This window comes from Paenibacillus sanfengchensis (genome assembly GCF_036864765.1).
Classification (GTDB): domain Bacteria; phylum Bacillota; class Bacilli; order Paenibacillales; family Paenibacillaceae; genus Fontibacillus; species Fontibacillus sanfengchensis.
Genome location: NZ_JBAGJC010000014.1, coordinates 36,127 through 59,668 on the forward strand (window position 1 = coordinate 36,127; position 23,542 = coordinate 59,668).

26 protein-coding genes are annotated in these 23,542 nt (G+C 54.3%); 22 read left to right on the plus strand and 4 right to left on the minus strand.

The window, feature by feature from the left end; translation table 11 throughout:
- Positions 1-42: 42 nt before the first annotated feature.
- Positions 43-942, minus strand: a complete 900-nt coding sequence (locus V4U84_RS22030) for an AraC family transcriptional regulator (RefSeq protein WP_334075444.1) — start codon at positions 940-942, stop codon at positions 43-45.
- Positions 943-1,113: 171 nt separating this feature from the next.
- Between V4U84_RS22030 and V4U84_RS22035 the strand changes: the two genes are divergently transcribed.
- From V4U84_RS22035 to V4U84_RS22050, 4 genes are all read left to right on the plus strand, one after another.
- Positions 1,114-1,854: a ThuA domain-containing protein gene (locus V4U84_RS22035; RefSeq protein WP_334075445.1), complete on the plus strand. Its 741-nt coding sequence runs from the start codon at positions 1,114-1,116 to the stop codon at positions 1,852-1,854.
- A gap of 421 nt (positions 1,855-2,275) precedes the next feature.
- Positions 2,276-3,439 (plus strand): winged helix-turn-helix domain-containing protein, encoded by a 1,164-nt coding sequence (locus tag V4U84_RS22040; RefSeq protein WP_334077977.1) that lies wholly within the window; start codon positions 2,276-2,278, stop codon positions 3,437-3,439.
- A gap of 68 nt (positions 3,440-3,507) precedes the next feature.
- On the plus strand, positions 3,508-4,806 hold the full coding sequence (locus V4U84_RS22045) for an MFS transporter (protein ID WP_334077978.1): 1,299 nt from the start codon (positions 3,508-3,510) through the stop codon (positions 4,804-4,806).
- A 34-nt stretch (positions 4,807-4,840) separates the two neighbouring features.
- Positions 4,841-6,316: a sensor histidine kinase gene (locus V4U84_RS22050; RefSeq protein WP_334077979.1), complete on the plus strand. Its 1,476-nt coding sequence runs from the start codon at positions 4,841-4,843 to the stop codon at positions 6,314-6,316.
- Here V4U84_RS22050 and V4U84_RS22055 read toward each other — a convergent pair.
- Entirely contained in the window at positions 6,303-6,890 is a 588-nt protein-coding gene (locus V4U84_RS22055; protein ID WP_334077980.1) for a response regulator transcription factor, read from the minus strand. The genes V4U84_RS22050 and V4U84_RS22055 overlap by 14 nt on opposite strands.
- 261 nt (positions 6,891-7,151) lie before the next feature.
- Here V4U84_RS22055 and V4U84_RS22060 point away from each other — a divergent pair, with 261 nt between their 5' ends.
- The 17 genes from V4U84_RS22060 (at position 7,152) to V4U84_RS22140 (ending at position 20,410) form a co-directional block, all read left to right on the plus strand.
- Complete coding sequence (locus V4U84_RS22060; RefSeq protein ID WP_334077981.1) at positions 7,152-7,628, plus strand: hypothetical protein; 477 nt, start codon at positions 7,152-7,154, stop codon at positions 7,626-7,628.
- A complete protein-coding gene (locus V4U84_RS22065) occupies positions 7,625-8,692 on the plus strand; it encodes a phage tail sheath subtilisin-like domain-containing protein (protein ID WP_334077982.1) in 1,068 nt (355 codons plus the stop codon). The genes V4U84_RS22060 and V4U84_RS22065 overlap by 4 nt, the downstream gene beginning before the upstream one ends.
- A gap of 39 nt (positions 8,693-8,731) precedes the next feature.
- The gene (locus V4U84_RS22070; protein WP_334075452.1) at positions 8,732-9,166 is read left to right on the plus strand and encodes a phage tail tube protein; all 435 of its coding nucleotides are present in this window, start codon (positions 8,732-8,734) and stop codon (positions 9,164-9,166) included.
- 126 nt (positions 9,167-9,292) lie between these two features.
- Positions 9,293-9,691, plus strand: coding sequence for a phage tail assembly chaperone (locus V4U84_RS22075; RefSeq protein WP_334077983.1), 399 nt, complete (start codon positions 9,293-9,295; stop codon positions 9,689-9,691).
- 26 nt (positions 9,692-9,717) lie between these two features.
- The gene (locus V4U84_RS22080) at positions 9,718-9,879 is read left to right on the plus strand and encodes a hypothetical protein (RefSeq protein WP_334077984.1); all 162 of its coding nucleotides are present in this window, start codon (positions 9,718-9,720) and stop codon (positions 9,877-9,879) included.
- Positions 9,880-9,970: 91 nt separating this feature from the next.
- On the plus strand, positions 9,971-11,854 hold the full coding sequence (locus tag V4U84_RS22085; RefSeq protein WP_334077985.1) for a phage tail tape measure protein: 1,884 nt from the start codon (positions 9,971-9,973) through the stop codon (positions 11,852-11,854).
- Positions 11,854-12,513: a LysM peptidoglycan-binding domain-containing protein gene (locus V4U84_RS22090; protein WP_334075456.1), complete on the plus strand. Its 660-nt coding sequence runs from the start codon at positions 11,854-11,856 to the stop codon at positions 12,511-12,513. Before V4U84_RS22085 ends, V4U84_RS22090 begins: the two co-directional genes overlap by 1 nt.
- Positions 12,510-13,523, plus strand: a complete 1,014-nt coding sequence (locus V4U84_RS22095; protein ID WP_334075457.1) for an XkdQ/YqbQ family protein — start codon at positions 12,510-12,512, stop codon at positions 13,521-13,523. The genes V4U84_RS22090 and V4U84_RS22095 overlap by 4 nt, the downstream gene beginning before the upstream one ends.
- Positions 13,523-13,990: a DUF2577 family protein gene (locus V4U84_RS22100; RefSeq protein WP_334075458.1), complete on the plus strand. Its 468-nt coding sequence runs from the start codon at positions 13,523-13,525 to the stop codon at positions 13,988-13,990. The genes V4U84_RS22095 and V4U84_RS22100 overlap by 1 nt, the downstream gene beginning before the upstream one ends.
- Positions 13,990-14,403 carry a DUF2634 domain-containing protein gene (locus tag V4U84_RS22105; RefSeq protein ID WP_334077986.1) on the plus strand — a complete coding sequence of 138 codons (414 nt, stop codon included), beginning with the start codon at positions 13,990-13,992 and terminating at the stop codon, positions 14,401-14,403. The genes V4U84_RS22100 and V4U84_RS22105 overlap by 1 nt, the downstream gene beginning before the upstream one ends.
- A gap of 1 nt (position 14,404) precedes the next feature.
- Entirely contained in the window at positions 14,405-15,463 is a 1,059-nt protein-coding gene (locus V4U84_RS22110) for a baseplate J/gp47 family protein (protein WP_334077987.1), read from the plus strand.
- The gene (locus V4U84_RS22115) at positions 15,456-16,088 is read left to right on the plus strand and encodes a putative phage tail protein (protein ID WP_334075461.1); all 633 of its coding nucleotides are present in this window, start codon (positions 15,456-15,458) and stop codon (positions 16,086-16,088) included. The genes V4U84_RS22110 and V4U84_RS22115 overlap by 8 nt, the downstream gene beginning before the upstream one ends.
- Positions 16,085-17,470 carry a hypothetical protein gene (locus tag V4U84_RS22120; protein ID WP_334075462.1) on the plus strand — a complete coding sequence of 462 codons (1,386 nt, stop codon included), beginning with the start codon at positions 16,085-16,087 and terminating at the stop codon, positions 17,468-17,470. Before V4U84_RS22115 ends, V4U84_RS22120 begins: the two co-directional genes overlap by 4 nt.
- Positions 17,460-17,687 (plus strand): hypothetical protein, encoded by a 228-nt coding sequence (locus tag V4U84_RS22125; protein ID WP_334077988.1) that lies wholly within the window; start codon positions 17,460-17,462, stop codon positions 17,685-17,687. The genes V4U84_RS22120 and V4U84_RS22125 overlap by 11 nt, the downstream gene beginning before the upstream one ends.
- 480 nt (positions 17,688-18,167) lie before the next feature.
- Positions 18,168-18,626, plus strand: coding sequence for a MarR family winged helix-turn-helix transcriptional regulator (locus V4U84_RS22130; protein ID WP_334075464.1), 459 nt, complete (start codon positions 18,168-18,170; stop codon positions 18,624-18,626).
- Between the two features lie 23 nt (positions 18,627-18,649).
- Positions 18,650-19,621, plus strand: a complete 972-nt coding sequence (locus tag V4U84_RS22135) for a ring-cleaving dioxygenase (protein WP_334075508.1) — start codon at positions 18,650-18,652, stop codon at positions 19,619-19,621.
- Positions 19,622-19,786: 165 nt separating this feature from the next.
- Positions 19,787-20,410, plus strand: coding sequence for a TVP38/TMEM64 family protein (locus V4U84_RS22140; RefSeq protein WP_334077989.1), 624 nt, complete (start codon positions 19,787-19,789; stop codon positions 20,408-20,410).
- A 31-nt stretch (positions 20,411-20,441) separates the two neighbouring features.
- Here V4U84_RS22140 and V4U84_RS22145 read toward each other — a convergent pair whose 3' ends face one another.
- On the minus strand, positions 20,442-21,407 hold the full coding sequence (locus V4U84_RS22145; RefSeq protein ID WP_334077990.1) for a helix-turn-helix transcriptional regulator: 966 nt from the start codon (positions 21,405-21,407) through the stop codon (positions 20,442-20,444).
- Positions 21,408-21,537: 130 nt separating this feature from the next.
- Between V4U84_RS22145 and V4U84_RS22150 the strand changes: the two genes are divergently transcribed.
- On the plus strand, positions 21,538-22,440 hold the full coding sequence (locus tag V4U84_RS22150; RefSeq protein WP_334075467.1) for an SDR family oxidoreductase: 903 nt from the start codon (positions 21,538-21,540) through the stop codon (positions 22,438-22,440).
- A gap of 623 nt (positions 22,441-23,063) precedes the next feature.
- Here the strand turns inward: V4U84_RS22150 and V4U84_RS22155 are convergent.
- Entirely contained in the window at positions 23,064-23,486 is a 423-nt protein-coding gene (locus V4U84_RS22155; protein WP_334077991.1) for a DUF2500 domain-containing protein, read from the minus strand.
- Positions 23,487-23,542: the final 56 nt, after the last annotated feature.

Genomic DNA, 23,542 nt, shown 5'->3' on the forward strand with positions numbered 1-23,542 from the left:
ATCTGGATAACTTTGTGGATAACTTGGATAACCGATGGGTGGTTACCGATCCGATCCCTCCCGGTTTCGCACGTGCTTGTAATATTGGCTGGGGGAGATGCCTTCATATTTTTTAAATACCTTGCTGAAATAAAAAGGATCCTCCAACCCGCTCAAATATCCGATTTCGCTAAAGCTGAGGTGGGTCGCTTCGATCAGTTCCTTGGCATGGTTGATCCGTACCTGGTTCACGTACCGCATAATGCTCTGGCCTGTCATCCGCCTAAAGATCCGGTTGATATAATCGTAGTTTCCGCCAAATTCCCGCTCGATGTCGCGGCTCGTAATTTTGCCGGTGTAATGTTTGTGGATATAGTCGAGCAGAGCGTGCACCTTCATGACGGCCCGCGAGCTGCCCTTTTCCCCGCTTTTCAGGGTGTCGATAAAGTACTCGCGGGAGATTTCGATGAGCCATTCCGTCAGCTTCAGCGCGGACAAACCGCGGTTGAAATAATGGCGGCGGTACAATTGAAGCATTTCATTCAACGTATGGAACGAGTGAGGGAGATTCTTTTTCGGCAACCGATAGTATTTGGGAAAATAACATACCGGCGGGTCCTGCACGGCCGGTTCGGCGCCCTCCTTGACCATCAGGCTCCGGGCCAGCGCCGGGAGGTCGTCCACTTGGGCGGCCTTCAAATCCGGATGCTCAAAGTGGATGTAGTAATAGTCGCAAACGTGCTTCTCCGTCCCTTCATGTTCGAGGTTCGGCTCGAGGAACAGAAAATCCCCCTTTTTTAAGCAATAGGAAACCCCGTTTTCCCGAAGATGCAGTTCACCGCTTTTAACAACGTAAAGGATGTGTTCCGATGTCGTTCTCCGGAAATGCATCCAGGGGTGGGTGTAAGATACGAACCCCATCAGTTTGATTCTCGGCAGCAGCTCCGCATTCATGGCCAGCATATTTCAACCCTCCCCGGACAAACTGAAAAAGTCGTTTTTGTACAAAAAGTGTATGTTTTCGCCATTCCCGTTCATTGTAACACGTCCTATACTGTAGGAGGAATGCAAACGTTTTAATATCGTGTTTTCGTGCGGTTAGAGTCCGTGAACAGGAATAGGGGGATTTAGTCAGTGTCCAAGATTAAAGTTACGGTATGGAATGAATACCGTCATGAACGCCATAATGAGCAGGTCAAGGCGATATACCCGGAAGGCATTCATACGGCGATTGCCAATCATCTTAAGGGCTTCGGGGATTTGGAAGTGAGAACCGCGGTGCTGGATGAACCGGAGCATGGCTTGACGGACGAGGTATTGGAGCAAACGGACGTGCTGCTCTGGTGGGGACATGTAGCGCATGATGAAGTCAGCGATGCGGTCGTCGAGAAGGTCCGGCAAAAGGTACTGGACGGGATGGGCCTGATCGTGCTTCATTCCGGGCATGCCTCCAAGATTTTCCGCAGCTTGATGGGGACGAACACCGGAGCGCTGAAATGGCGGGATGACGGGGAAAAAGAACGCATCTGGGTCATTGAGCCGAGTCATCCGATCGCGCGGGGGCTTGGGGAGTATATCGAGATCCCTAAGGAAGAAATGTACGGCGAACGGTTTGAAATTCCGGCCCCGGATGAGTTGGTGTTCATTTCCTGGTTCGAGGGCGGCGAAGTTTTCCGCAGCGGCTGTTGCTATAAGAGAGGGCTGGGCAAGGTGTTCTATTTCCGTCCGGGCCACGAAACCTTCCCGGTGTACCATCACCCCGAAGTGCTTCAGGTGATTGCGAACGGCGTTTATTGGGCGGCCAAGACCGAAAGCGCCAAAGTTTCGTACGGACGGGTGGCCCCGCTGGAAGCGGTGAAGGCGCCAACGCTGTAATTTTTTGAGCTGGATGGAGCGGGTTTTACGCGCTCCGTCCGGCTTTTTTATTTCCCTTGGGAATGGATCGGCCGGACACTGCGTTGCCTCACCTGTCCAGGTCAGAGATTAGAGCGGATTTGATTGGCTAAGGTTCATCGAGGCGAGTATACGGGAAAACCTCCCGTTAATTTGGACCAAGCGGCCAATGAATACAAAATAGCTGGAATTCCTCCAGCTAATCTCGGGATCAGGGCGCGAAGCGCTTCCTTTTGGTCAAATTAGCGGGAGGAATTCCCGTTAACGTTAATCATATTCAGCGTCTGATTGGGATTGTCAGCCGTCATGGGCCCTCCCGGCTTTGCCTTTACAACATCTCGATGGCAGCCTATGATAAATGCATTCGCTGTACGATGTTAAACGAAAGGGAGGAACGGCCTCCATGGCGCACCTGATTTTGGATCCGGCCGCCTATACGGTGACCGTAGGAGCGGAAACCGTCGAACTTCTGGCGAAGGAATTCGCGCTGCTGCAGTTTCTATATGAGCACCGCAACCAGGCGTTTTCCCGCGAACAGCTGCTGGACCGGGTGTGGGCGTTGGAATACCCGGTGGAGCGGACGGTGGATGACCATATTTACCGGCTTAGAAAAAAGCTGGCCCGCTGGAGTCATATCCGCATTAACACGATTCGGGGATACGGCTACAGCTTGACCGTCGAGGAGCCGCGCAAAATTGAAAATCCTTCGATTCATGATAAGGAAATGCAGTCGGCGGTGCGGGGGTTGTTTGAGAAATATCATTTGCTCGGACAGGGCAAATCCATCGTGGCGTTAGCCGCTCAGCACGAGGTGCTGGGATTTGAGGTCGATGTTTTTTACCGCCGGTATATCCGGTTTATCCAAGGGAATTTCCAATGGTTTTTGGAGACGGATGAGGTTCCGGCAAACGAACGCTTATACTGGATGCTCCTGCTTTACGGGGGCATTGCAGCGGATTCAGCATTGGCGCTGGAGTATTGCGAGACCGCGCTAAGCCAAAAAATGATGACTCCCGAGCAGCACCGGGAAATGGAGATTTTAAATATCCTTGAGGTATATGCCGATGCCGGGCAGCCGGAGAAAGCGATCGCGCGTTTTCCCCATACCCGCCGCGTCATGGAGAGTGATGGTTTAACCGGATTCATCATGCCCGTTGCCATCATGGAAATGTATGTTCACCTGACGGCCGGGAACTGGGCGGAAGCCGACCGGACCGCGGCGCGTTTGGAGAGATTATTGCAAAGCGATCCTTATATTCGCGAGATCGGCCGATTCCACATCATGAAAGGCCTGCGGCTCTTGGCCGACGGGGCGGAGCGTGAAGCGGAGGAGCGACTCGACGAGGGGCTCGAAGTGCTGGGAATGGCTCTGCATATGCCGTTGTATTTCGCGGCCGTTCATCAGATCCGGCTGTTTCTGCACAGGCATCGACCCGAGAGCCGGCTCCGGCATAAATACGCCGCTCTGTATGATTCGCTGGACAAAAAGCACCGGTTTTCCGAAGTCCGGCCGGAAATGGAGCGCCACATCGAGTCGCTGCTGAACGGCGGCGATTGTTTCGTCTGATCTTCCTCTGATAAAGTCCTGATAAACTGCCGAAAACAGGACTTTATAGGTTGGAGGGAATTCATATCATGTCATTCACGCCCCGCTCCGGGCTGTGGTCGATCCGCGGCTACAGGAGCATGTTCACCGCATATGCGCTCGCCTCGTTCGGCGACTGGTTCGACGCCTTGGCGGTTCAGGTGCTGGTCGCCTACCGCTGGGGGGCCGATCCGTTGATGATCGCCTTGATTCCGGTCTCCATGGCCCTGCCGTCCGTGCTGTTCAGCTCCTTTGCGGGAACGCTGGCGGATCGCGTGCAGCAGGCCAGACTTATGATGGTTTGCGATTTATTAACCGTCATCCTCTCCGTCGCCGTTTTGTTCGCCCCGAATATGTATTGGCTCCTGCCTTTTTTGGCGCTGCGTGCCCTGGCCGGCGTGTTTCACGTGCCCGCTCAGCAGGCGCTCACCCGCCGGGTGGTGCCGGCCGATTTGCTGCTGCAGGCCACTTCGTATAACGGCCTCGTCAACCAGGGTTCGAAGGTGGCCGGGCCGCTGCTCGGCGCCGTTACGCTGGTGGCGCTGTCCCCGCAGGCCTGCATTGTGATTAACATGGCGGCCAGACTACTTTCGGCGCTGCTGCTGTTGGGTTTGCGCCATTTGCCAAAAGCGGCGTCGCCGCAGGACACGGAATCGCCCGGGGCGCCAGCGCCTTCCTCCGGTGCCGGTGTATTCTGGACCGAGTGGAAGGAAGGCTGGGTTTACCTTTGGCATCACAAAAAGGTCTTGAATACCGTCATCTTCGGCTTTATCGGCATGACAGTGATCCTGATGATCGATTATCAGTTTCCGACGCTATTAAGGTCCATCTCTCCCGCGGATGAAGCCTTGACCGGCCAGGTCGTGGCGGCGATCGGCGCGGGGGCGGTGGTGGTGCTCGTGCTGCTGAACCGCTTGAACCGGATCGGCTACGGCTGGGGGCTCGGCGGCGGAGGCGCGCTGATCGGCACGGGAATCGCCCTGCTCGGCTTAAGTCCTCCCGGAAGCCGTTCCTTTCTTCTTTGGGGACTGGGCTTTCTGATCGGCATCGGCAACGGGATGTACATTCTTACCCAGAACTATATCCTGCAAAAAGAAACAACCCCGAAACTCGTCGGCCGGGTATTCGGCATCCAAAACATGCTGACCAGCCTGGTCATGCTGGCGGCTCCCTTGGCGGGGGGGTTATTGATTCGGGCGGCTTCGGCGGGCCAGGCCTTTTTATGGATCGGTTCGGCCATGACCTTGATCGGCCTCAGCGGGCTTCTGTTTCGCCAAAGGCTTTGGGAACAGGACAATTTTTGTTTGTCAAGGCAGGAATTCACAAAGAAGGGATGGAATAATCAGTAAAAGGTAATTTTGCGAAACTGAGGGAGTAGGAAAAGTGCAGCTTATTTATATCCTAATGTTCCTGTCGCTCTGGTCTTTGGGGCTGTTCGTCTTATTTCACAGGACAAGGTCCAATATTTGGATCGGGTTAACGATCTTGCTGGGCGGTTCGGCGAGCTATACGTTCAGCATGCATCTTTCCATTATACCGATGTTGGGAGACGCGGCCTGGATGCCGGAGTTTTTTAGCCGGGCGCTGTATGTATCGACTGTGGTGAGCATGAATATTTATTATTTTGTTCTGCCTTACGTATTCAGTTTGGGCGGGCTGTGGCTGAACGAGCGGATGTCCTCCCGCTGGAAATGGATTTGGTCGGTGCTGCTTCTTCCGGCCGCGGTGCTATTGGTTCTGGATCGTGCGCGGCAGGGCTCCTGGCATATTTTCGAGATGGCTGAGTTTCGCTGGTGGGACGGGATGTATGTCGCGATCGGTTGTTTCTTTTATATCCTGGCTTATTTCGGAGAGAAGAACGAGTTAAGCCGGCGCGGCCAACGGAGAACCTTGCTCTTCCCGCTTGTCATGATTTGGGCCTATACCTCCGATTACTTGGGCTTTAATTATCTGGGGCTCGGCTGGTGGTCTTTCGACTTGCGCAGCAACGGGATGTGGCAGGCCAACTTTATCGTCATCCTCGGAACGGTCGCCGCCGTTTTGTTCTTTACGATCCGGTACGGCTTTCTCGGTATCAAGCTGCGGATCGAACGGGAGCGGATCGATTATTCGATACGCACGCTGACGATGGGCGTGTCCATTCTGAACCACTCCATCAAGAACGAGATTCAAAAGATCGATTACCTGGCCGAAAAGAGCCGTTCCCTCATGAAAGCCGGTCATACGGAAAGGGCGATCCAAACGATGAGCCAGGTGCACGGCTTGACGGATCATCTGCTGCACATGGTCAACCGGATCAAGGAGAAGGCCGAGGATGTGCAGCTTGACGAAAGCGAGAACGAACTGCGCGAGCTGCTGGAGGACGTCATTTCCTCCTCGCGAGGGATTACGGAAGCCGAGGGGATCGCTTTATCCGCTTTTTACGGAGCGGAGGGCAAGCTCATTTGTGATGAGGTTCATGTAAGAGAAACGCTCTCCAACCTGATTCGCAACGCCATCGACGCTTTGCCTCCCGAAGGGGGGATGATTGAACTGGCCACGTCGGTGACCCGGAAGGAATTCATCATTGAGGTGAAGGATAACGGGGCCGGAATCCCGCAGGAGTATCTGGCCAAAATATTCGAGCCTTTTTTTACGACGAAGAAGAACGCGTTGAATTACGGGCTCGGCCTGTCTTACTGCACCAGTGTGATGAGCAAGCACGGCGGAAGCTTGTCGGTGGCCGAGAGCGTCCCGGGCAAGGGAACGACGATCGTTCTGCACTTCCCGAAATCCCGCTTCAAGCCGGCATCTCCTGTAAGGAGCCGGTTCAAATGGTCCAGGGAGGGGCGTTTGGACCCTCCGGCTAATCCATTTTGAAATGGGTCAGCTTGTTCTTGATGCTGCGCAGTTGGGATTTTATCGTATTCGTCGACTTGTGAAGCCGTTCGGAGATTTCCCGCTTGCTCAGCCCGTCCCGGCGGAGCTCGAAAACCTCCCTTTCGGTCGGTGAGAGCTCCATGAGCTGCACTTCGCTCCGCATGGCCCGGGCGGCGTCGGGATGAATGGACGCCCGGCCGCTGTGGGCTTCGCGGATCGCATGCAGGATATCCTGGTAGCTCGATTTATTGATATAATTCATCGCCCCCAGGCGAAAAGATTTCATAATCACTTCGGACTCCGTAATAGAGGTCAGCATAATGACCTTTACGGAGTTGTTTTTTTCCTGCCGTAAAATTTCCTCGGCGGCGTCCAGCCCATCCAGATGATTCCCCGTCAGATTGATATCCATCAGAATCACATCCAGATCCAGACGCGTTGCGAGCTCAACCGCTTCTTCCTTCGTGGAGGCCACGCCGTCGACCGCAATATCGGCCTCATCGGCCAAATCCGCACTGATATGCTCCCTCCAGAAGGGATCGTCCTCCACAAGCATGACACGAATTCGCTCCATCTTTATAACTCCTCACACCTTGGAAAAGGTTGCATTTAGCCCTAGTATATCAAGGTTTACCCCGTAAAGGTAGGATGAAATCCCTTCACCCCGGGTGAAGAAAGTTCATCCTGTTCGCCGTTTTGGGCCTGCTCTATAATCCGAAATGTGGCCGGAGAGACCGGCTGGAAACTATGAAAACGGAAGCGGGGGATTTAGCACTTAAGCACTGAGTTTTTCGGTATGGACGGTTTGCCGGCCGGCTGAAGGGAGTGATGGAGTATGTCGATAGCTGGAGAGATCAGCGGTTTGACGGAACTGATTCAAGCGAAGTTTCCGGCGGTGACGGTTCACCGTTTCCAGGGTCCCGCCCTACCTGTGGCAGGGGAATTCGTCATTGAACTCAAGCAGGAGACGCGGCGGAGCGATTCGCGCAGCCATACATTGGCGGAAAGACAGTACGCGGTCGTTTATTACGCGGAGCAGGTAGAGGAAGTAGTCCTTAGCCTGGAAGCGCTGAGCCGTTACCTGATGAATGAGCGCGCGGAAGCGGACACCGGGAAAACCGGAGGGGCGGGGAGCATCCGGGCGGAATCGTTTGCGATTTCAACCCCGGAGAAGCTTGAAGGCGGACTGCAAAAAGGCACGGGCACCGTGGTGATCAACACGCGGGAGCCGGTGGCGATCCGGCAGTACGAGAAGATCAACAAAGTGGAGTATCGCACGACCATTAATTTGAAAGGTGGCATGAACGAATGAGTGGATCATGGGAACCAACCAGCCTGCCGGTGCGTCCGGGGCTGTACATCAGATTTGAAGAGGCCGCAGCGGCGCAGATCAAGGGCGGTGCGCGCGGAACGGTAGCATTGCCGCTGTTCAAGTATAAAAATGCGGCGGATGCCAAGAAGTTTTTTGCGATTGAAAAAGTGAAGGAAGCCGCCGATTGGTTCGGGGAAGAAAATATCGATCCGATCCGGCTGATTCTGCTCGGCGGAGCGAAGGAAGTGCTCGTCTACACGGTTCCGGCTCCACCGGCACCCGCGGAAGGGAAAGAGGCCGCGGTGGACTACACGGCGATTCGGGATGCTTTCAGTACGCGTCATTTTAATGTGTTCGTGTATCCTGCGGAAATTCCGGCTGCGGAGCAAAAGGCCCTCAAAGAGTGGTGCGCCAGCAATCGTGAGGATGAAGGCAAACACTTCATTACCGTGATCGGGGGAACCGCCGACGAAGATCAGAAGCCGGAGACGGGCAATACCCGCAGTGTTTCGGTCAAAGACGATTACGTCGTCAACCTGATTACCGGCGTTGAGATCGACGGAAAGCCGTACAACTCGGCCCGCTATGCGCCCTATGTCGCCGGTCTGATCGCAGGCACCGCCATCAATAAATCGATTACGTATGCGCCGGTTTACGCCAACGATGTCACGAAGCGCCTGAGAAAGACCGAAATCAATGCGGCGCTGGAAAAAGGTTCGTTGGTACTTGTTCATGACGGCGAAAAGGTGAAGGTGGAGCAGGGGCTGGTCACCAGCGGCAAGAAAATCCGCGCCATGCGGGCCCGTCAAGCCATTTCCACGGATATTACCAAGGCCGCTGCCGATTCTTATATCGGCAAGCTGGACAATAACGACGACGGGCAAGCGGCGTTGATCTCCGCGATCAAAGCCTACCTGGAGCGGTTGCAGTTGAACAATGTGCTGACCGACATCGTCGTGACGCTGGATCCGGACCGGAAGTCCGAAGGAGATCGAGTTTACCTGCTGGTCGCCTTCACGGAAGTCGACAGCATGGAACGGATTTTCCTGACGATCCGGGTGTAAGAACAAGAACGATTTCAACATTACTAGGAGGGATTTTTAGTGCTGGATTCAACCCGCGTTATCAATGGGACTTACGGATATGTGTATTACGATGGCAAATGGCTGACCAACGTCAAGTCGGCCGAGGCGAATGTGGAAATTACGAAAGAGGAGATCAAGCGGTCCGGCACGCGCTGGACGGCCCATAAAGTGACCGGCCTCAGCGGCTCGGGCACGATGACGGGGTATAAAGTGACTTCCGAGTTCGTTGAACTGATCGGTCAGATCGCCGACGACAAGAAGGGAACTTTTACGACGGAGCTGATCCTGAAGCTGGAGGACCCGGAATCGTACGGAGCTTACCGCGTGCGGTTGAAGGGCGTGACCTTTGACAAAATTCCGCTGATGCACTTCGAGGTGGGAGCGATCGTGGAAGAAGAGCTTCCCTTTAACTTTACCGGCTATGAGCTGATGGATAAACTCGTGGCTGAATAATCACGCTTCCCCGGAAATGGCATGGCATGAACCCGGCTATAACAAGGCGCTTTTGTCCGGGTTCCATGTCATTTCTGTTTCATGACCGAAAACCAAACGAATAAACCCTAAGGAGAGATGAATCACATGGCAGTTACCGATAACCGACAAATTAGCGTGCTTCAGGCGCTTTTGAGCGCGGACAGCAAACCGACCAAGGATATTCCGATGAAGCGCCTTGGCGTCGATTTTCAAATTCAGGCGCTGGACGGCAAAACGATCAACAAAATTCAAGAACAGTGCACGCACTATACGGGCAAAGGAAGCAAACGGGAAAAAGTGATGGACGAAGAGCAGTTCGGTGCTCTGGTCATCCAAAAAGCCTGCCTCATTCCGGACTGGTCCGCCAAAGAGCTAACCGAGAAATACGGCACACCGACGGAAGCGATCCTCGGCCTGCTGCTGGCCGGCGAAATTGCCAAGCTGTCCGCGGAAATCCTCGAAATCAGCGGGTTCGATAGCGATGAAGAAGAAATAAAAAACTAATCAAAGCGGGCGGAGAGGCCTTTCTGGTGCACCTTATTTTTCAGCGGCATCATATTCCTCCGGATGAGGTGTACAACAAGGACGAGAACGTAAAGCGGTTCATGTATGCCTCCATGATGCTGCAGTTGGAAGAGGAGGAGAGGGCGCGGAAGGAGCAGGAAAGGGCCGCCCGCAGGATGAGGTCGTAGAGTCGCTTTTAGCCAGGAGGTGAGGAAGCTGAGCAACTATCACAATAAGAACAATACGAGTGACTATATTACCAGCAAAAGTTTGAACAATTTGAAAAGATACAACAAAGCGATGGGCGAGCTTCAGGCCCGCACCAAAGCTATCCATGATCTGAACAGCATGGCGAAAGCGAGCGAGCAGATGTGGAACGCTGGCAGCCTGGGCAGAATGATGGCGGGACTTTCCAAACTGGAGGGTGCGGCCGGTTCTGCACTATCTATGGTCAGCGGCGGGTTTAAGAAAGCTTGGAGTTCGGCCAAACAAAGCGCGGGCAGTGCGCTTACGGTAATTGGCGGCAAATTGACAAAGTGGAAAGGCGCGCTGTCCGGATACATCACCAAGTTGAGGGCGCCTTTAGGGAAACTGGCGACCGATCCGATTCCATTTAGGAAGAAAGAGGATCCGGCGGCCGCAGGCGCGGGTACGCAAAATGCCGCCCAAGACGGCGGTGGTGGTGGCGGCGCCATGGAACTGCTGACTTCGGCTAAAGATAAAATTATGGAGGCGGCCAAAACCTACAGCGATGCTTATGGCGTGCTTAGAGCCACTTCGGGGGCCTCCAGGCAGGAACTGGTCAAACTTGCCCAGTCTTTTCGGACCGTCGGGGGGCAGGTACCCCAAAGCTTGAGTGAAGTCGGCAAGGCGATGGGGATTTTGAGCCGGGAAACCTCCTTAACCGGAAAAGATCTGGAGGGTTTGACCAAGATGCTCCTGGATGCTTCAAGATTAACCGGCGGCGATAGCGCCCAAGCCGCGGAATCGGCCACATCGGCCATGTCTGCATGGGGGTACACGGCCAAGCAAGGCGAGGTGATGCTGGAGCAATTTTTTGCCGCCAGCCGGGCGGGAAAAGTGGATATGGTCGAGTTGATGAAGCAGATGGGTCAGTTTGGTGAACCGCTGAAAGACATGGGCCTCGGATTTAATCAGTCGATGGCTCTCATGGCGAAGTGGCAAAAAGACGGGCTGAATCCGATCGGAGACGTGCTTAAGGATCCCAAGAAGCTTCCGGCCGGCGGGTTCACGGAGATTGCCGCAAAAATCCGGGATGCCAAGACAGCTACAGAAGCCATGCAGTATGCCACGGGGATTTTCGGGAACAAAGTCAGTGAAGACCTCGTAACGGCACTGAAAGGCGGAAAGGTAGAGTTTAATGGCATTCTCGCCTCCATGAATCAGTGCAAGGAAGGGATGTTGAGTCAGGGGCAGGTTCTTGAAACCTTTGGCGACCGCTTTGGAGCCTTGCAGAATCGGATAACGATTGCGCTCGCTCCGCTTGGGGATCTCCTGCTCCCGTTTATGGGAGCGATGGTTGGGGCGCTTGAGTTTTTTATGGAGTATGCGGATATTATGGGAGCCTTTTTACTCGGAGTGAGTGCCGTATTGCTTACTGTTTTTGCACCTGCTTTATATGCTACGGCAATAGCGCTGAAGGCTAACGCCGCTGCGGCTATCGCCCTTGCCGCACCGTTCGCTCCCCTTATTCTGGCCTGCTTGGCCGTAGGGGCCGCCTTTGCCGCAGTTGCTTATTTGGTGAAGTATCACATGGATGATATTAAACAGCTCGTTACTTCGGCATGGGATTACATTATGGGTAAGATTGAAAAAGTTAAAGCCTTCTTTTCCGGCACGAATGAGGCTTCCGTCAATTTAAACACGAAGACCACGAGTCAGGTGACATCCGCAGGGGGCCCTCCGTCCAGCCACTACCACGGTCTCGACTACGTCCCTTATGACGGGATGATGGCCCGGCTGCATAAAGGCGAACGCGTGATGACGGCGAGCGAGAACCGGGAATATTCCGGCGGCGGAGGCGGGGGCGCCTCGATTTCGATTACGGGGAACACGTTTCACGTGCGCCAGGAGTCGGATATCGACGACATTGCCCGGGCGCTGGCCCGCGAGATCAAAGCGGCGGGAGGTTTGATGGCATAATGGCGTCTCTGCAATTTTGGCTGAAGACCATGGACGAAAAAGACTGGTTGCGGCTGCCCGTCAATCCCGAGCAGATCTCGGTAAAAAGCTCATACGGCTACGAAGACGTTCAAGTCACCCAGCTTGGCGAGTATACGGTGATTGGTGAGGCCGCGCTGCGCGAGTTTTCCCTCGGCTCTTTTTTTCCGCGCGACTATCATCCCGGTTATTGCGAATACGAGGATTTCCCAACACCTTGGGACATCGTAGGGAAGATTGAGAACTGGCGGAAGCTGCGAAAACCCCTCCGTCTGGTGATTACCGGCACGCCTATTGAATGCCCGGTTACGCTCCGGTCTTTTCAGTATAGTGAACGGGCGGGCAATCCGGGGGATGTCTTCTATGAAATGGAGCTCAAGGAGTATAAGGAAGTCAAGTTCCGCCAGGTGGAAACCTCCGGTTCGGGAAAGGCCATGGTCATCACAGGGGAGCATCGTCCGGATACCAAGGTTCCCCCGGCATTTTATATCGTGGTGCCCCGGGATACGTTGTGGAAAATCGCCCAGCGCACCTTAGGCAACGGCGATCGGTGGAAGGAAGTTTATGCGGCCAACGAGAAGGTGATCGGCAAAAACCCGGATAAACTGATTCCCGGCCAGAAGCTGGTGATTCCTTCATGAGCTGGAGCGTGACGTACAAAGATCGAAATCAGAACGTGTACCTGGATCCGATCGTGAAATCGATCAGTTGGTCCGGCGATATCAAGCAGGCGGCCCGGAAGCTTGTCGTGGAAGTTTCCAACACGGGTGATCTTCGGGATCTGTACATGGTGTTTGAAAAAGGAGCGGAGCTGCGGCTCATTCTGAATGGGAAGCAGGAGCTGTTTCGGGGCGTTTTGTTTGCGGACCAGATCAACTCCAAGGGCCAAATGACTTTAACGGCCTACGATGAGAACATCTATTTGACCAAAAACAAGGATACGAAAATATTTCGGAATCAGTCCGCCTCCGCGATCATCAAGCGGCTGTGTAATGAATTCTCCATTGAGGCGGGGGAAATCCATGATACGGGCTATGTGATTCCGAAGCTGGTTTTTCGCGAAAAGACATTGTTCGAGATGATGGTGATGGCCCTGACCGAAACCCAGAAGCAAAATGGGCAGCATTTTTTGATTACCTCCAGGGAAGGCAAGTTGCAGCTGCTGGCACGAAAAGAGCAGGAAGGGAAATGGGTCCTGGAAAACGGGGTGAATCTGCTCGATGCCAGCTATTCGCAATCGATTGAAGAAACCCGCACCCAGATCAAGGTGATTGGCGGGGACGTGGAGAAGAAGGCGATTTCGGCGAGCGCCAAAGACGGGGAGCTGATTAAGCGATTCGGAATCATGCAGCATGTGGAGAAGCCGGACAAAGATATGACTCCATCCCAGATGGAGCAGCGGGCCAAGCAATTGCTCGAGGATCTGGCGACGATTGAGGATCAGGCCCGGATCGAATGTCTCGGCATTCCGGATGTCGTGTCCGGTTCGTGCGTATATGTCAAAGAATCGGTGACGGGGATTCTAGGCGGATACTACATTTCCGCCGATGAACACCGGTTCGAGAACGGCAGCCATACGATGTCGCTGACCTTGTCGGCGACGGATGATATTCCGGAGATGGAATACAACGAACAGAAGGGGGCCAAATAATGGAACGCATTGAAGGCTCGGGAGCAAGTCAGCTGGTTCAGCTGATCCGGGCCATCGGGTACAATTCCGAGATTACTTTTGAGTTGGCCACGGTGACGTCCGCACCGCCTCAACTGAAAATCAAGGTGGATCATATGAACGTGGAGCTGGAGAAGGACGACCTGATCGTGGCACAGTCGCTGGCGAAGCATACGCGGAAGGTGAATTTGAAGAGTGAGGGCGGGACAAAGATTTTTGCGGATATCAAGAAAATTAAAACCCCTCCCTACCAGTTTAGTCTTAGTCATTTGTTTGGTGGTACAGGAAAACTGGAGTTTTTCGGGATAAATATGGCTGCCGCCGATCAAACCATTGAAGAAGCTGACTTGGAATTTACCGACGAACTCAAAAAGGACGACCGCGTCATCGTCGTCGGTATTAACCAGGGGCAAACCTATATGATTTTGGATCGGGTGGTGATGTATTAATGGCATTGTCTCCGCTGCGAAGCAGGGAAGAACGATTTGTGGAGGTGAAGCCCGCCCCGCTTCCTTCCCGGACTTATTTGCTTGATTTCGAATCGGGCCAGGTCAAGGAGAAAATCATTGACGGTCAAGAGGCGATCAAGCAGTCCATTCAGAAGGCGATCCTAACCGCCCGTTATCGCTATTTAATCTATAACAGCCAATACGGCTGTGAAATTGAAACTTTACTGGGACAGGACATTTCTCCGCAATTGCTGCACAGCGAAATCACCCGGGTGATTACCGAAGCGCTTAAGGAAGATGACCGCATCCAGGCTGTCGAACAGTTTCAGATCGAGAGGGAGAGCGATAAGCTGTTCGTCACATTTACAGTGATAACGGCCGAAGGAGCTATTGAGCAGGAGGTGAGCATTTAACATGTTTGAAAATCAGACGAAGGAAGCCATTTTGGATCGGATGCGGAACGCCTCGCCGGAAGGCATCGATACGCGGCAGGGCTCCATCACCTACGACTTGCTGTCGCCCGCGGCCATCGAATTGGCCCATGCTTATATAGCGTTGGAGAATGTGCTGAAATTCGGTTTTGCGGGTCCCGAACAACCGTCCGGATACCTGGATCTAAGGGCGGCTGAAATGGGAATCACACGGCGTCCCAGCGAGAAAGCGGCAGGGGAAATTGTGTTCAAAGGAGACGACAATACCGTCGTTCCCAAGGGGACATCCGTTTCCACCGACGAGGAGGAGGCTATTGTATTTGTAACGACCGAAGCGGGCGTGATCGATCAAGGAACCGCTAAAGTGAAGGCTGAGGCGGCGGTAGGCGGCGTACGGGGAAATGTCGATGCCGGACGGATCAAGCTGATGCTGGGAAATTTGACCGGCGTTGTTTCGGTAACGAATCCGGAAGAGTTTAAAAACGGGGCCGAAAGGGAGTCCGACGAGTCGCTTCTGGGCAGATACTACGATCGGGTCCGGAGACCGGCGACGAGCGGGAACGCCTGGCATTATCGTCAATGGGCGCTGGAGGTTTCCGGTGTGGGCGATGTGAAGGTCTTTCCTACCTGGAAAGGGGGAGGCACCGTAAAGTTATCGATCTTGTCCGAAGACAAGCGGGAGCCCAATGATGAAATTATCGGAAAGGTACAAGACGCAGTGGACGAACGCCGTCCGGTGGGAGCGGATGTTACGGTTAGCGGAGCGGAGGAAGTGAAAATCAACGTGTCCGCAAGTTTAAAACTAGCATCGGGAGCGGATTTGGAAGGAATCAAGACGTTGTTTGGCAAAAAGCTGGAACACTTTTTAGCCGGTATTGCTTTTAAAACAACGACCGTTTCTTATAATCAAATATTCGGTCTTCTGCTGGATATTGCCCAAGTGGAGGATTTCCAGGAATTGAAGATTAACGGGGAAAAAGGCAACTATAAAATCAAAGAAGACCAGGTAGCGGTGGCCGGGGCGGTGGAATTCATTGTTTAACGATTTGTTTGAATTCAAACGTGATCTGGAAAAAGATATGGCCGACTACCTGCCGAAATACTACGCCCTTCATGACAACGAGGGCCAGCCTGGGATTACCAGCAATCTGATCACTCAGGAAACGAAAGAACTCCTCGGACTGAACCAACGAATCCTGGACGTTCTCGAGCAATTTTTTGTAGAGCGCGCCACCTGGGGACTTGCTTTTTGGGAAAATATCTGCGGGATTCTCGCCGACGAGAACAAACCTTGGGACCAAAGGCGATCGGTCATCAAGTCAAAGCTCAGGGGAGCCGGAACGGTAACCCTGGCGGTCATCAAGAACGTAGCGGATTCGTTCGAAAACGGGGAGATCCGGGTAGAGGAGATTTTTTCCGAGTACAAAGTAGTCATCACGTTTATCGGTACGCGGGGCAAGCCGCCGAACGAACCGGATATGCGTCAGGTCCTGCGCGAAATTATCCCGGCCCATCTCGAATTGGAGTTCCGGTACACTTATTTGACATGGGATGAACTGGATGCGGCGGATTTAACATGGGATGAGCTTGAGGCGTTGAACATGACTTGGGATCAGTTGGAGGTTTGGAAGCCTAACACGCCCAAAGAAGGGAGAGATGAAACATGAAGAAATTGCCCAGCGGGCTGAACGCTTTTGAGCCTTCTGACGCAGTCAGGAGAGAGGCGCAGAATGCAAATATTGAAGTACTTGATAGGCTGTTTAACAATAATGAAGGCCACAGGCATACGGGGAAACCGGGAGATGCTCCTCCGATCGGTAGGGAAGGAATCGAAAGCGGAGCCCTTGAACGGCAGCATTTTAAAAATGGAAGAATAAGTGAAAATGTGGCTAAGTTCAAGCCGGTTACAGTAACGGATGGGTCTATTATAGGGCTGCCAACGGCACCCTATTATAAGCCGAGGGCAGATTCGGCCGAGATGAACTGTTGGTACCTTGCCCCATCAGGTGAATATCCGGCAAGTCTCACAATAAATTTAGAAGGCTTTTACGATATTGAGGCAATCGCATTGGAAATAACACCAGTAACACCGCTTAAGTGTAAACTTGAAATAAGTACAAACCAATCGGAATGGAAGTTAGTTACGGAACGAACTTTTGAAGGAGAAAGGTTTGTCTCCCTTCCAAAGCCGGAAAATGCAAGCTATGTTCGGATAACCGTCATCGAGCCTGCCGTGTCTGTGACAAGAATCACTAGACTGGCAGTATATAGTTCACAGACTGATGGGGTGGAATATGAGCCATTGGAAGATCGAAGAGCTTGGGGACTGGTTGCTCGGCTACAGGGGCTAATAACGATTTCTTCTAATCCAATTATCGATAATGAAGTTTCCGTAACACTCTCAGGACATGTGTGGATTATGAACCCGATAGCCAACGCATACTTGACGGTATACGCCGGAACATATCCATTGGTGAATAATGAATATTTGTATATCGATCTGCCCTATTTTGGTGACAATACTCAAGGTATATATCCTAAAGTCGGCAAGCCTGATTACAATAAACCTCTCGGTTTCTATGCGCATCGCGACCGATTGATTTTAATGTACCGTGGGGGAGACAAACAGCTCTATTTGAATTTCCCTCTGAATACGAAACTGCAGAGAACCGGGGGCATTCCGATGTTCTCAATAGCTGGTGCTAATTTATTAGATGCTGATATGAATATTGAAGATAGCATGCGCTATGCGGACGAAACGTTTACGGGAACGATGGCCCGTTTGAAGGCGGATAAGGACAGCATCGCGGCGGATGGGTCGGATGTACTGACGGTCGATTTATCGATTACGGATTGGCAGGGAAACATTCAAGAGGATTTCAACGAAGATGTACAACTGGAAATGAACGGGATCCAGCAAGCCATCAGCGTTTCCAAGGGCAAGGCTGCCCTAACGGTCAGCAGTGAAGAACCGGGGGAATTCCGGCTGAGCACGCTCGGACTCGATCGGAACGCCGGGTTAAAGGTGGTGGTAACGGATGGCAAGTAAAAAACCGCTCCCGAAAACCGCGCATTTTCATATCCCCACGGACCCGCTTCGGGTCAAATCGGAGGAGCTGCGCGCCCGTCACAGCGAACGGAAAGAGCTTAAAGCGGCTGAGGCAACCAACGAACTGCTGTACGAAATGCTCTCGGACCTGCTGGAACGCCAGGAGCTGCTGGAAGATAAGCTGGATCAACTGCTGAGAACAATGCCGCGCCGTTAGTGAACTGGGGTACCCTGGCTTGGTCCCGCCCGCTCTGTCCTGATTAACGGGAAAACCTCCCGTTAATCAGGCGGAGGGACGGCCGCGGGAGGAGATTAGCTGGAAAAACTCCCGCTATATTGCGTCCGGAAGGCCGATTCGCGCCGAAGAGGCGGAAATTGCTGGAGAAATTCCAGCTAATGCGTAAGATCGCGCAAATAGCACCGAATTAACGGGAGAAAATCCCGTTAATTGGCGGGGGAGCTATAGGCGTAGTGCATCCGTACCTGTGAACTCGAGGGGACAGGCGGTAAACAGTAAATGGAGGAAAGGTAAACAGTAAAATTCACCCCCTGACCAGCCGAGGAGAAAACGAAAACATGAAAGCTGCTGACCTGTTCAGCGGCTTTTCTTGTGAATCGAGCAGTTGTTTGGGGAACGCTTGACATTTTATCAGTTTAGAACTAAACTGAATGCAATCCTTGAAATGGGGGAAAAGAAATGAATGACAACGAAACACGCGACCCCGACCAATTAGAGGAAAAACATGCGGAAAAGCTCGGGGTATTGGTATGGTACCGCATTTCACGCATATATAACCGGAGTCTGCGGGCGTCCAACCAGCACTTAAAGGCCTGGAACCTGTCGGTCGCTCAATTCGACGCGCTGGTCCAGATCGGGGCCCACAAACGGCTCACCCAGCAGGAATTGGCCGACAAGCTGCTCGTGTCCAAAGGCAATATCACCCAGCTTCTGGCGAAGATGGAGGAGTTGGGCTGGATTCGCAGGGAACAGGAATGGAAGAAGAAGTGGCTGTCGCTAACCGACGTCGGGCGGGAACTCTACCGCCAGGCCGTGCCGGAGCAGGAGCGGTTTCAGGCGTCTCAATTCGAAGGGCTAAGCCGCGAGGAGAAACAGCAGCTTCTGGCGCTCCTGCGCAAGATTGAAAAATCACAATAACGAACGGAGGGTTCCTCATGAACTTGGAATTCAAGGGTATTCATCACGTTTCCGCCATCACCAAAACCGCTTCGGAAAACTTTAAGTTTTACACGAAAGTTCTCGGACTCCGTCTGATCAAAAAGACCGTGAACCAGGATGATATCTCGGTATATCATTTATTTTACGGCGACGAAGTCGGCAATCCGGGAACCGAGCTCACCTTCTTCGAGCTTCCGAATGCCGGGCGCAATGTCGACGGCAACAACAGCATCTCCGCGCTTTCGCTTCGCGTGCCGAGCGACCGGGCATTGGAGTACTGGTCCCGGCGTTTGGCCGAGTTTGAGGTCGAGCATGAGGAAGTGAAGCAGCGGGCGGGGCGGGCCACACTGGCTTTCAAGGATTTTGAGGGGCAGCGGCTCGTCCTGGTTTCCGATGAACATAACGCGGGCGTTCCCGGCGGCAAACCGTGGGACCGCAGCCCGGTGCCCGCCGAATATGCCATTGTCGGCCTGGGCCCCGTTCAATTGACCGTGAGCGAGCCGGAGCTGACAATCGCTGTACTGACGGAGCTGATGGGCTTCCGCCGGAAAGGGCAGTACTCTTCGCAAATCGAAGGGCAGCCGGATATTCTGGTGTTCGAGACCGGCGAAGGAGGAAGTGGCGCCGAGGTCCACATTGAGCCGAGAACCGATCTCCCGCGGGAACGGCTGGGGCGGGGCGGCGTCCATCACGTCGCTTTCCGCGTTGCGGACGAGGAAGAGCTGCGCGCCTGGATCAAACGCATTCGGAGCGTCCGTTTGCCGAACTCCGGCTTTGTGGACCGCTTCTATTTCCGGTCCCTGTACTTTCGCGAGCCGAACGGCATTCTGTTTGAACTGGCGACCGATGGACCGGGATTCGCCACGGACGAGGATATCGAGCATCTCGGCGAATCCCTGGCGCTGCCTCCGTTTCTCGAGTCGAAACGGGCGCAAATCGAGGCACATTTGAAACCGCTGGATACGGTGCAGTAAAGCCATCCCATTAGAATAGCGGGGATCCTTCCCGCTTAAGGCCGCCGGAGCCCTAAACTCCGGCGGCCTTTCTTGATTTCCATCAGATTGTCGATTATTTAGTCCGGGAATCCGGGCCCGGCTATAGTATAATGGGGTCACCCGGCTTAGAAGAGGTGAAGTGGATTGTTTGGCGCAGAACTTAGCGTTGTGGATTTTTTTACGGAACAAAATATAGAGCTTTTCCTGGAGCGCTTCCGCTCTCTGGGTCCGCTGCCCGGCATCCTGCTGACGTTTATGAAATCCTTCGTCCCGCCTCTGCCGACGATCGTGATCGTGGGTGCCAACGCCGCGATTTACGGCATGTGGCTGGGCTTTTTATATTCCTGGATCGGACTCGTGACCGGGAGTCTGCTGACCTTTCTGCTGATCCGCAAGGCGGCCGAGGCCCCCGTGATGCGGCGCTGGGCCGCCAAGCCCAAGGTGAAGAAAGCGATGTTGTGGGCCCGCAGGAACGGATTCAGCTTCGTTTTTCTGCTCAGCATGCTGCCCGTAGGCCCGTTCGTCGTCATCAACATGGCCGCGGGACTGACGCGGATGCCGCCCGCCTCCTTCGGAGCGGCGGTGGCGCTGGGCAAAGCCGTCATGGTCTTCTGCGTGTCCTATATCGGCACGCATCTGTCCGACTTTGCCGCGCAGCCCGCCAAGCTCCTCGGCGTCGCGGCGTTCATCGCAGCTTCCTTGTGGTTGAACCGGAAGCTGCAAAGCTACTTCACGGCGGCTGCGGCCGAGCCCGAGCCCGCCGAATGAACCCGGCGGTGCCGCCCCCTATTCCAGGGGCTCAGCACCGCCGGTATAGGGCCGCGACCGCCTCGGCCTCGGCCCGGAGCCGCTCGCGCAGCTCCGGCGGCCCGAGGACCGCGGCTTCCCGGCCGCAGGCCAAGACCAGCTCACACGCCGATTCCAGCGTGTGAAACTCCACCTCCGCCCGGACCCATCCCGGTCCGTCCGGCTCGGTGCGGAGCACTTTCGCGTAGCGTTCCCGCTTCAGCCGGGCGAGCCGCGGCTCCGCCACCCGCAGCTCGGCCGGATACTTCGGCAGGCGGCTTTTGAACTCCGCGGTGGACCGCTCCCAATACGCCCCCAAGGTGAAGCCGGGCGGCCGCTCAAAGCGCTCCTCCAGCACCGAGGCTTCCATGATCCGCGAGATCCGGAACGTCCGAAGCTCCCCGCGGTCCTCCGCCACCAGGTACCAGACGTTCCGCTTGGCGACCAGCCCCAGCGGATGAACGATCCGGGAGTCTCCGCTCGCATCTTCGTCCGATTTCCGGTAGGTCATCTCCAGCTTACGCTCCGCCCACACGGCTTCCTGAACGACGGAGAGCCATTCGAATTTTTCATCCGAGGCATGCCAGCCGGCCCCGTCGATATGAATCCGCTGGCGGATCATTTCGGCATCCCGCCGCAGTGCCGCAGAGGAAGAGGCCATCAGCTTCTGGCGAGCGGTCTCCAAGGACTGCCGGCCGATCCCCAAGTCGCCGAGCAGGGTCCCGTGGCTCGTAACCAGCAAAGCCAGCATCTCTTCCCGCCCCATGCCGGTTAAGCCGGTCCGGTAATTTTCCGCCAGCATCCATCCCCCCAAAGACCCGCGTTCCGCATAGACGGGGACACCTGCCGCACTCAAGGCATCCATGTCCCTGACGATCGTCCGTTCCGAGACCTCCAGCTTTTCCGCGAGCTGGCGGGAGTTTAACTTTCCGCCGTTTTGCAGGAGCAGCAAAATCGATAATAGCCGGTCCGCCCTCATAGGAACCCCTCCCTGTAGAAGTTTTTCTCTTGATCACGATTGTACCATTTTATATAAGACAAGAGATGTCATATATGATTGGTAAACTGGGGATGTAAGAGTAAAAACAAGCGAGGAGAGGATGGGTAGCATGAACGACAATCGTCTATTCACGGACAAACCATTAAAGGGAAAGATCGCCGTCGTCGCAGGTGCCACAAGAGGCGCAGGGCGGGGAATCGCCACGATGCTCGGGGCCGCGGGGGCCACGGTATATTGTACCGGGCGCAGCGTTCGGGGGAGCGCTTCGGATCTGCAGCGGACGGAGACCATCGATGAGACGGCGGAGATAGTAACCGCTCGTGGAGGGATGGGCATTCCCGTCCGCACGGATCACACCCGGGAAGAGGAGGTAAAAGCCCTGTTCGAGCGGGTCGCGGACGAACAGCAGGGGCGGCTGGATATTCTCGTGAACGACATTTGGGGAGGCGAGAAGCTGACGCACTGGGGCACGTCATTTTGGGAACAGCCCTTGGGGGATGCGCTGCTCATGCAGGAGCGGGCGGTCAAAGCCCACTTGATCACCAGCTATTACGGCGTTCCGCTGATGGTAAAGCGGGGGGAGGGATTGGTGATCGAAATTACGGACGGCTCCACCTATAATTACCGGGGCAACCTCTACTACAGTCTGGCCAAAATCTCGCCGATCCACCTGGCCGCAGGTATGGCGGAAGAACTGCGTCCGCACGGCATTACCGCCCTGGCGGTGACTCCGGGGTTCCTGCGCTCCGAGCAGATGCTGGAGTATTTCGGAGTGGAGGAGCGGAACTGGCGGGATGCCGTGGCCAAAGAGCCGCATTACATTGAATCCGAAACGCCTTTCTATGTAGGGCAGGCGGTTGCCCACTTGGCCGCGGACCCCAAGGTAAGCGAAAAGGCGGGGCGCTCCCTCACCAGCTGGGATCTTTCCGATGAGTACGGCTTTGCCGACGTAGACGGACGGCGGCCGCACTGGGGCAATTATGCGAAGAGCCAGGGGCTGCCGGTCAACTGAGGCGGCAGACGGACCAAATAACACCAAGCATGGCGCCGCCCATTATGAGGCTTATTCGCCGACTTAAGAAGCGGCGTAGCGAGTGGGATTTGGCACCCCTAATTTCCCTAGCCGCCCGCCGGTATTAGCGGCCTTTTGGGAAGCTATTTTGGCCCGATTCGGCTCTGCGGGAATCATAGCGGTCCAAAAGGGCCTTATTACACTGGTGCGGGCCCGAAGTCGGGTTTGACTCGCTTTTTTTTCAAAAATTGGGGCCCCAAAGACCGTTATTTCATACCGATGAGCCGAATTCGACAAAATAGCGACGCAAAAGGCCGCAAAAGGCTCTTATTCGCTTGCCTTCCTTGCAAGAGAAGCTGGCCGCTAGCAACGCTAGTGCCAAATAACGGGAATTTCTCCCGTTATTTAGGCCCTGTTGCGGCTGCAGAAGCCAATTAGCTGGAAAACCTCCCGCTAAATCGCCTGACATTGTGTACATCGGCAGTCGGAGTGCGAAATAGAAGGAGCTTTTCCAGCTAAATCGGGTGCCAAGGGTCAAGAGCAGGAAATTAACGGGACAATTTCCCGTTAATAAGTGTACCGACGGCACAATCTACCAAATAAATTAGGCCGTTGCCCGCTCATTAAAACCGGGCCCGGCTTTGCTCATGGGCTACATCCCGCTCAAAAGCCACGATCCAATCCCCCTGAATGGCTGCGTAACCGACATCGCCTTCGGCGACCAGGCCGTATAGTTTTTTTACATCCAGAAATTCCCGACGCTCTCCGTTTTCAAACTCCAGCGTGATATAGTAGTAAGTGTGTGAGGAAGAATGCATGGCGTTATCGTCGGAATGATGAGAATGCCGGACGTCCATTCTTTTGGATACGATTTTTACGTATCTGGAATCCCGCGGGGAGCGGGCGTTTTTTATGTAGCGGGCGCCGTTGGCGATAGAAAGGACGATCACGACCACAAACCCGATGGCGATCAAGATCGGAATGAGCGTAAACATGAAATCAAAGCCGCCTCCTCCGAAGGAAGAGGGTCCAAATCCGGTATCCATGTGGTTACCTCCTTTTTCGAATGTCTCGCATATTCAGATGATAAGATTCCGAATTT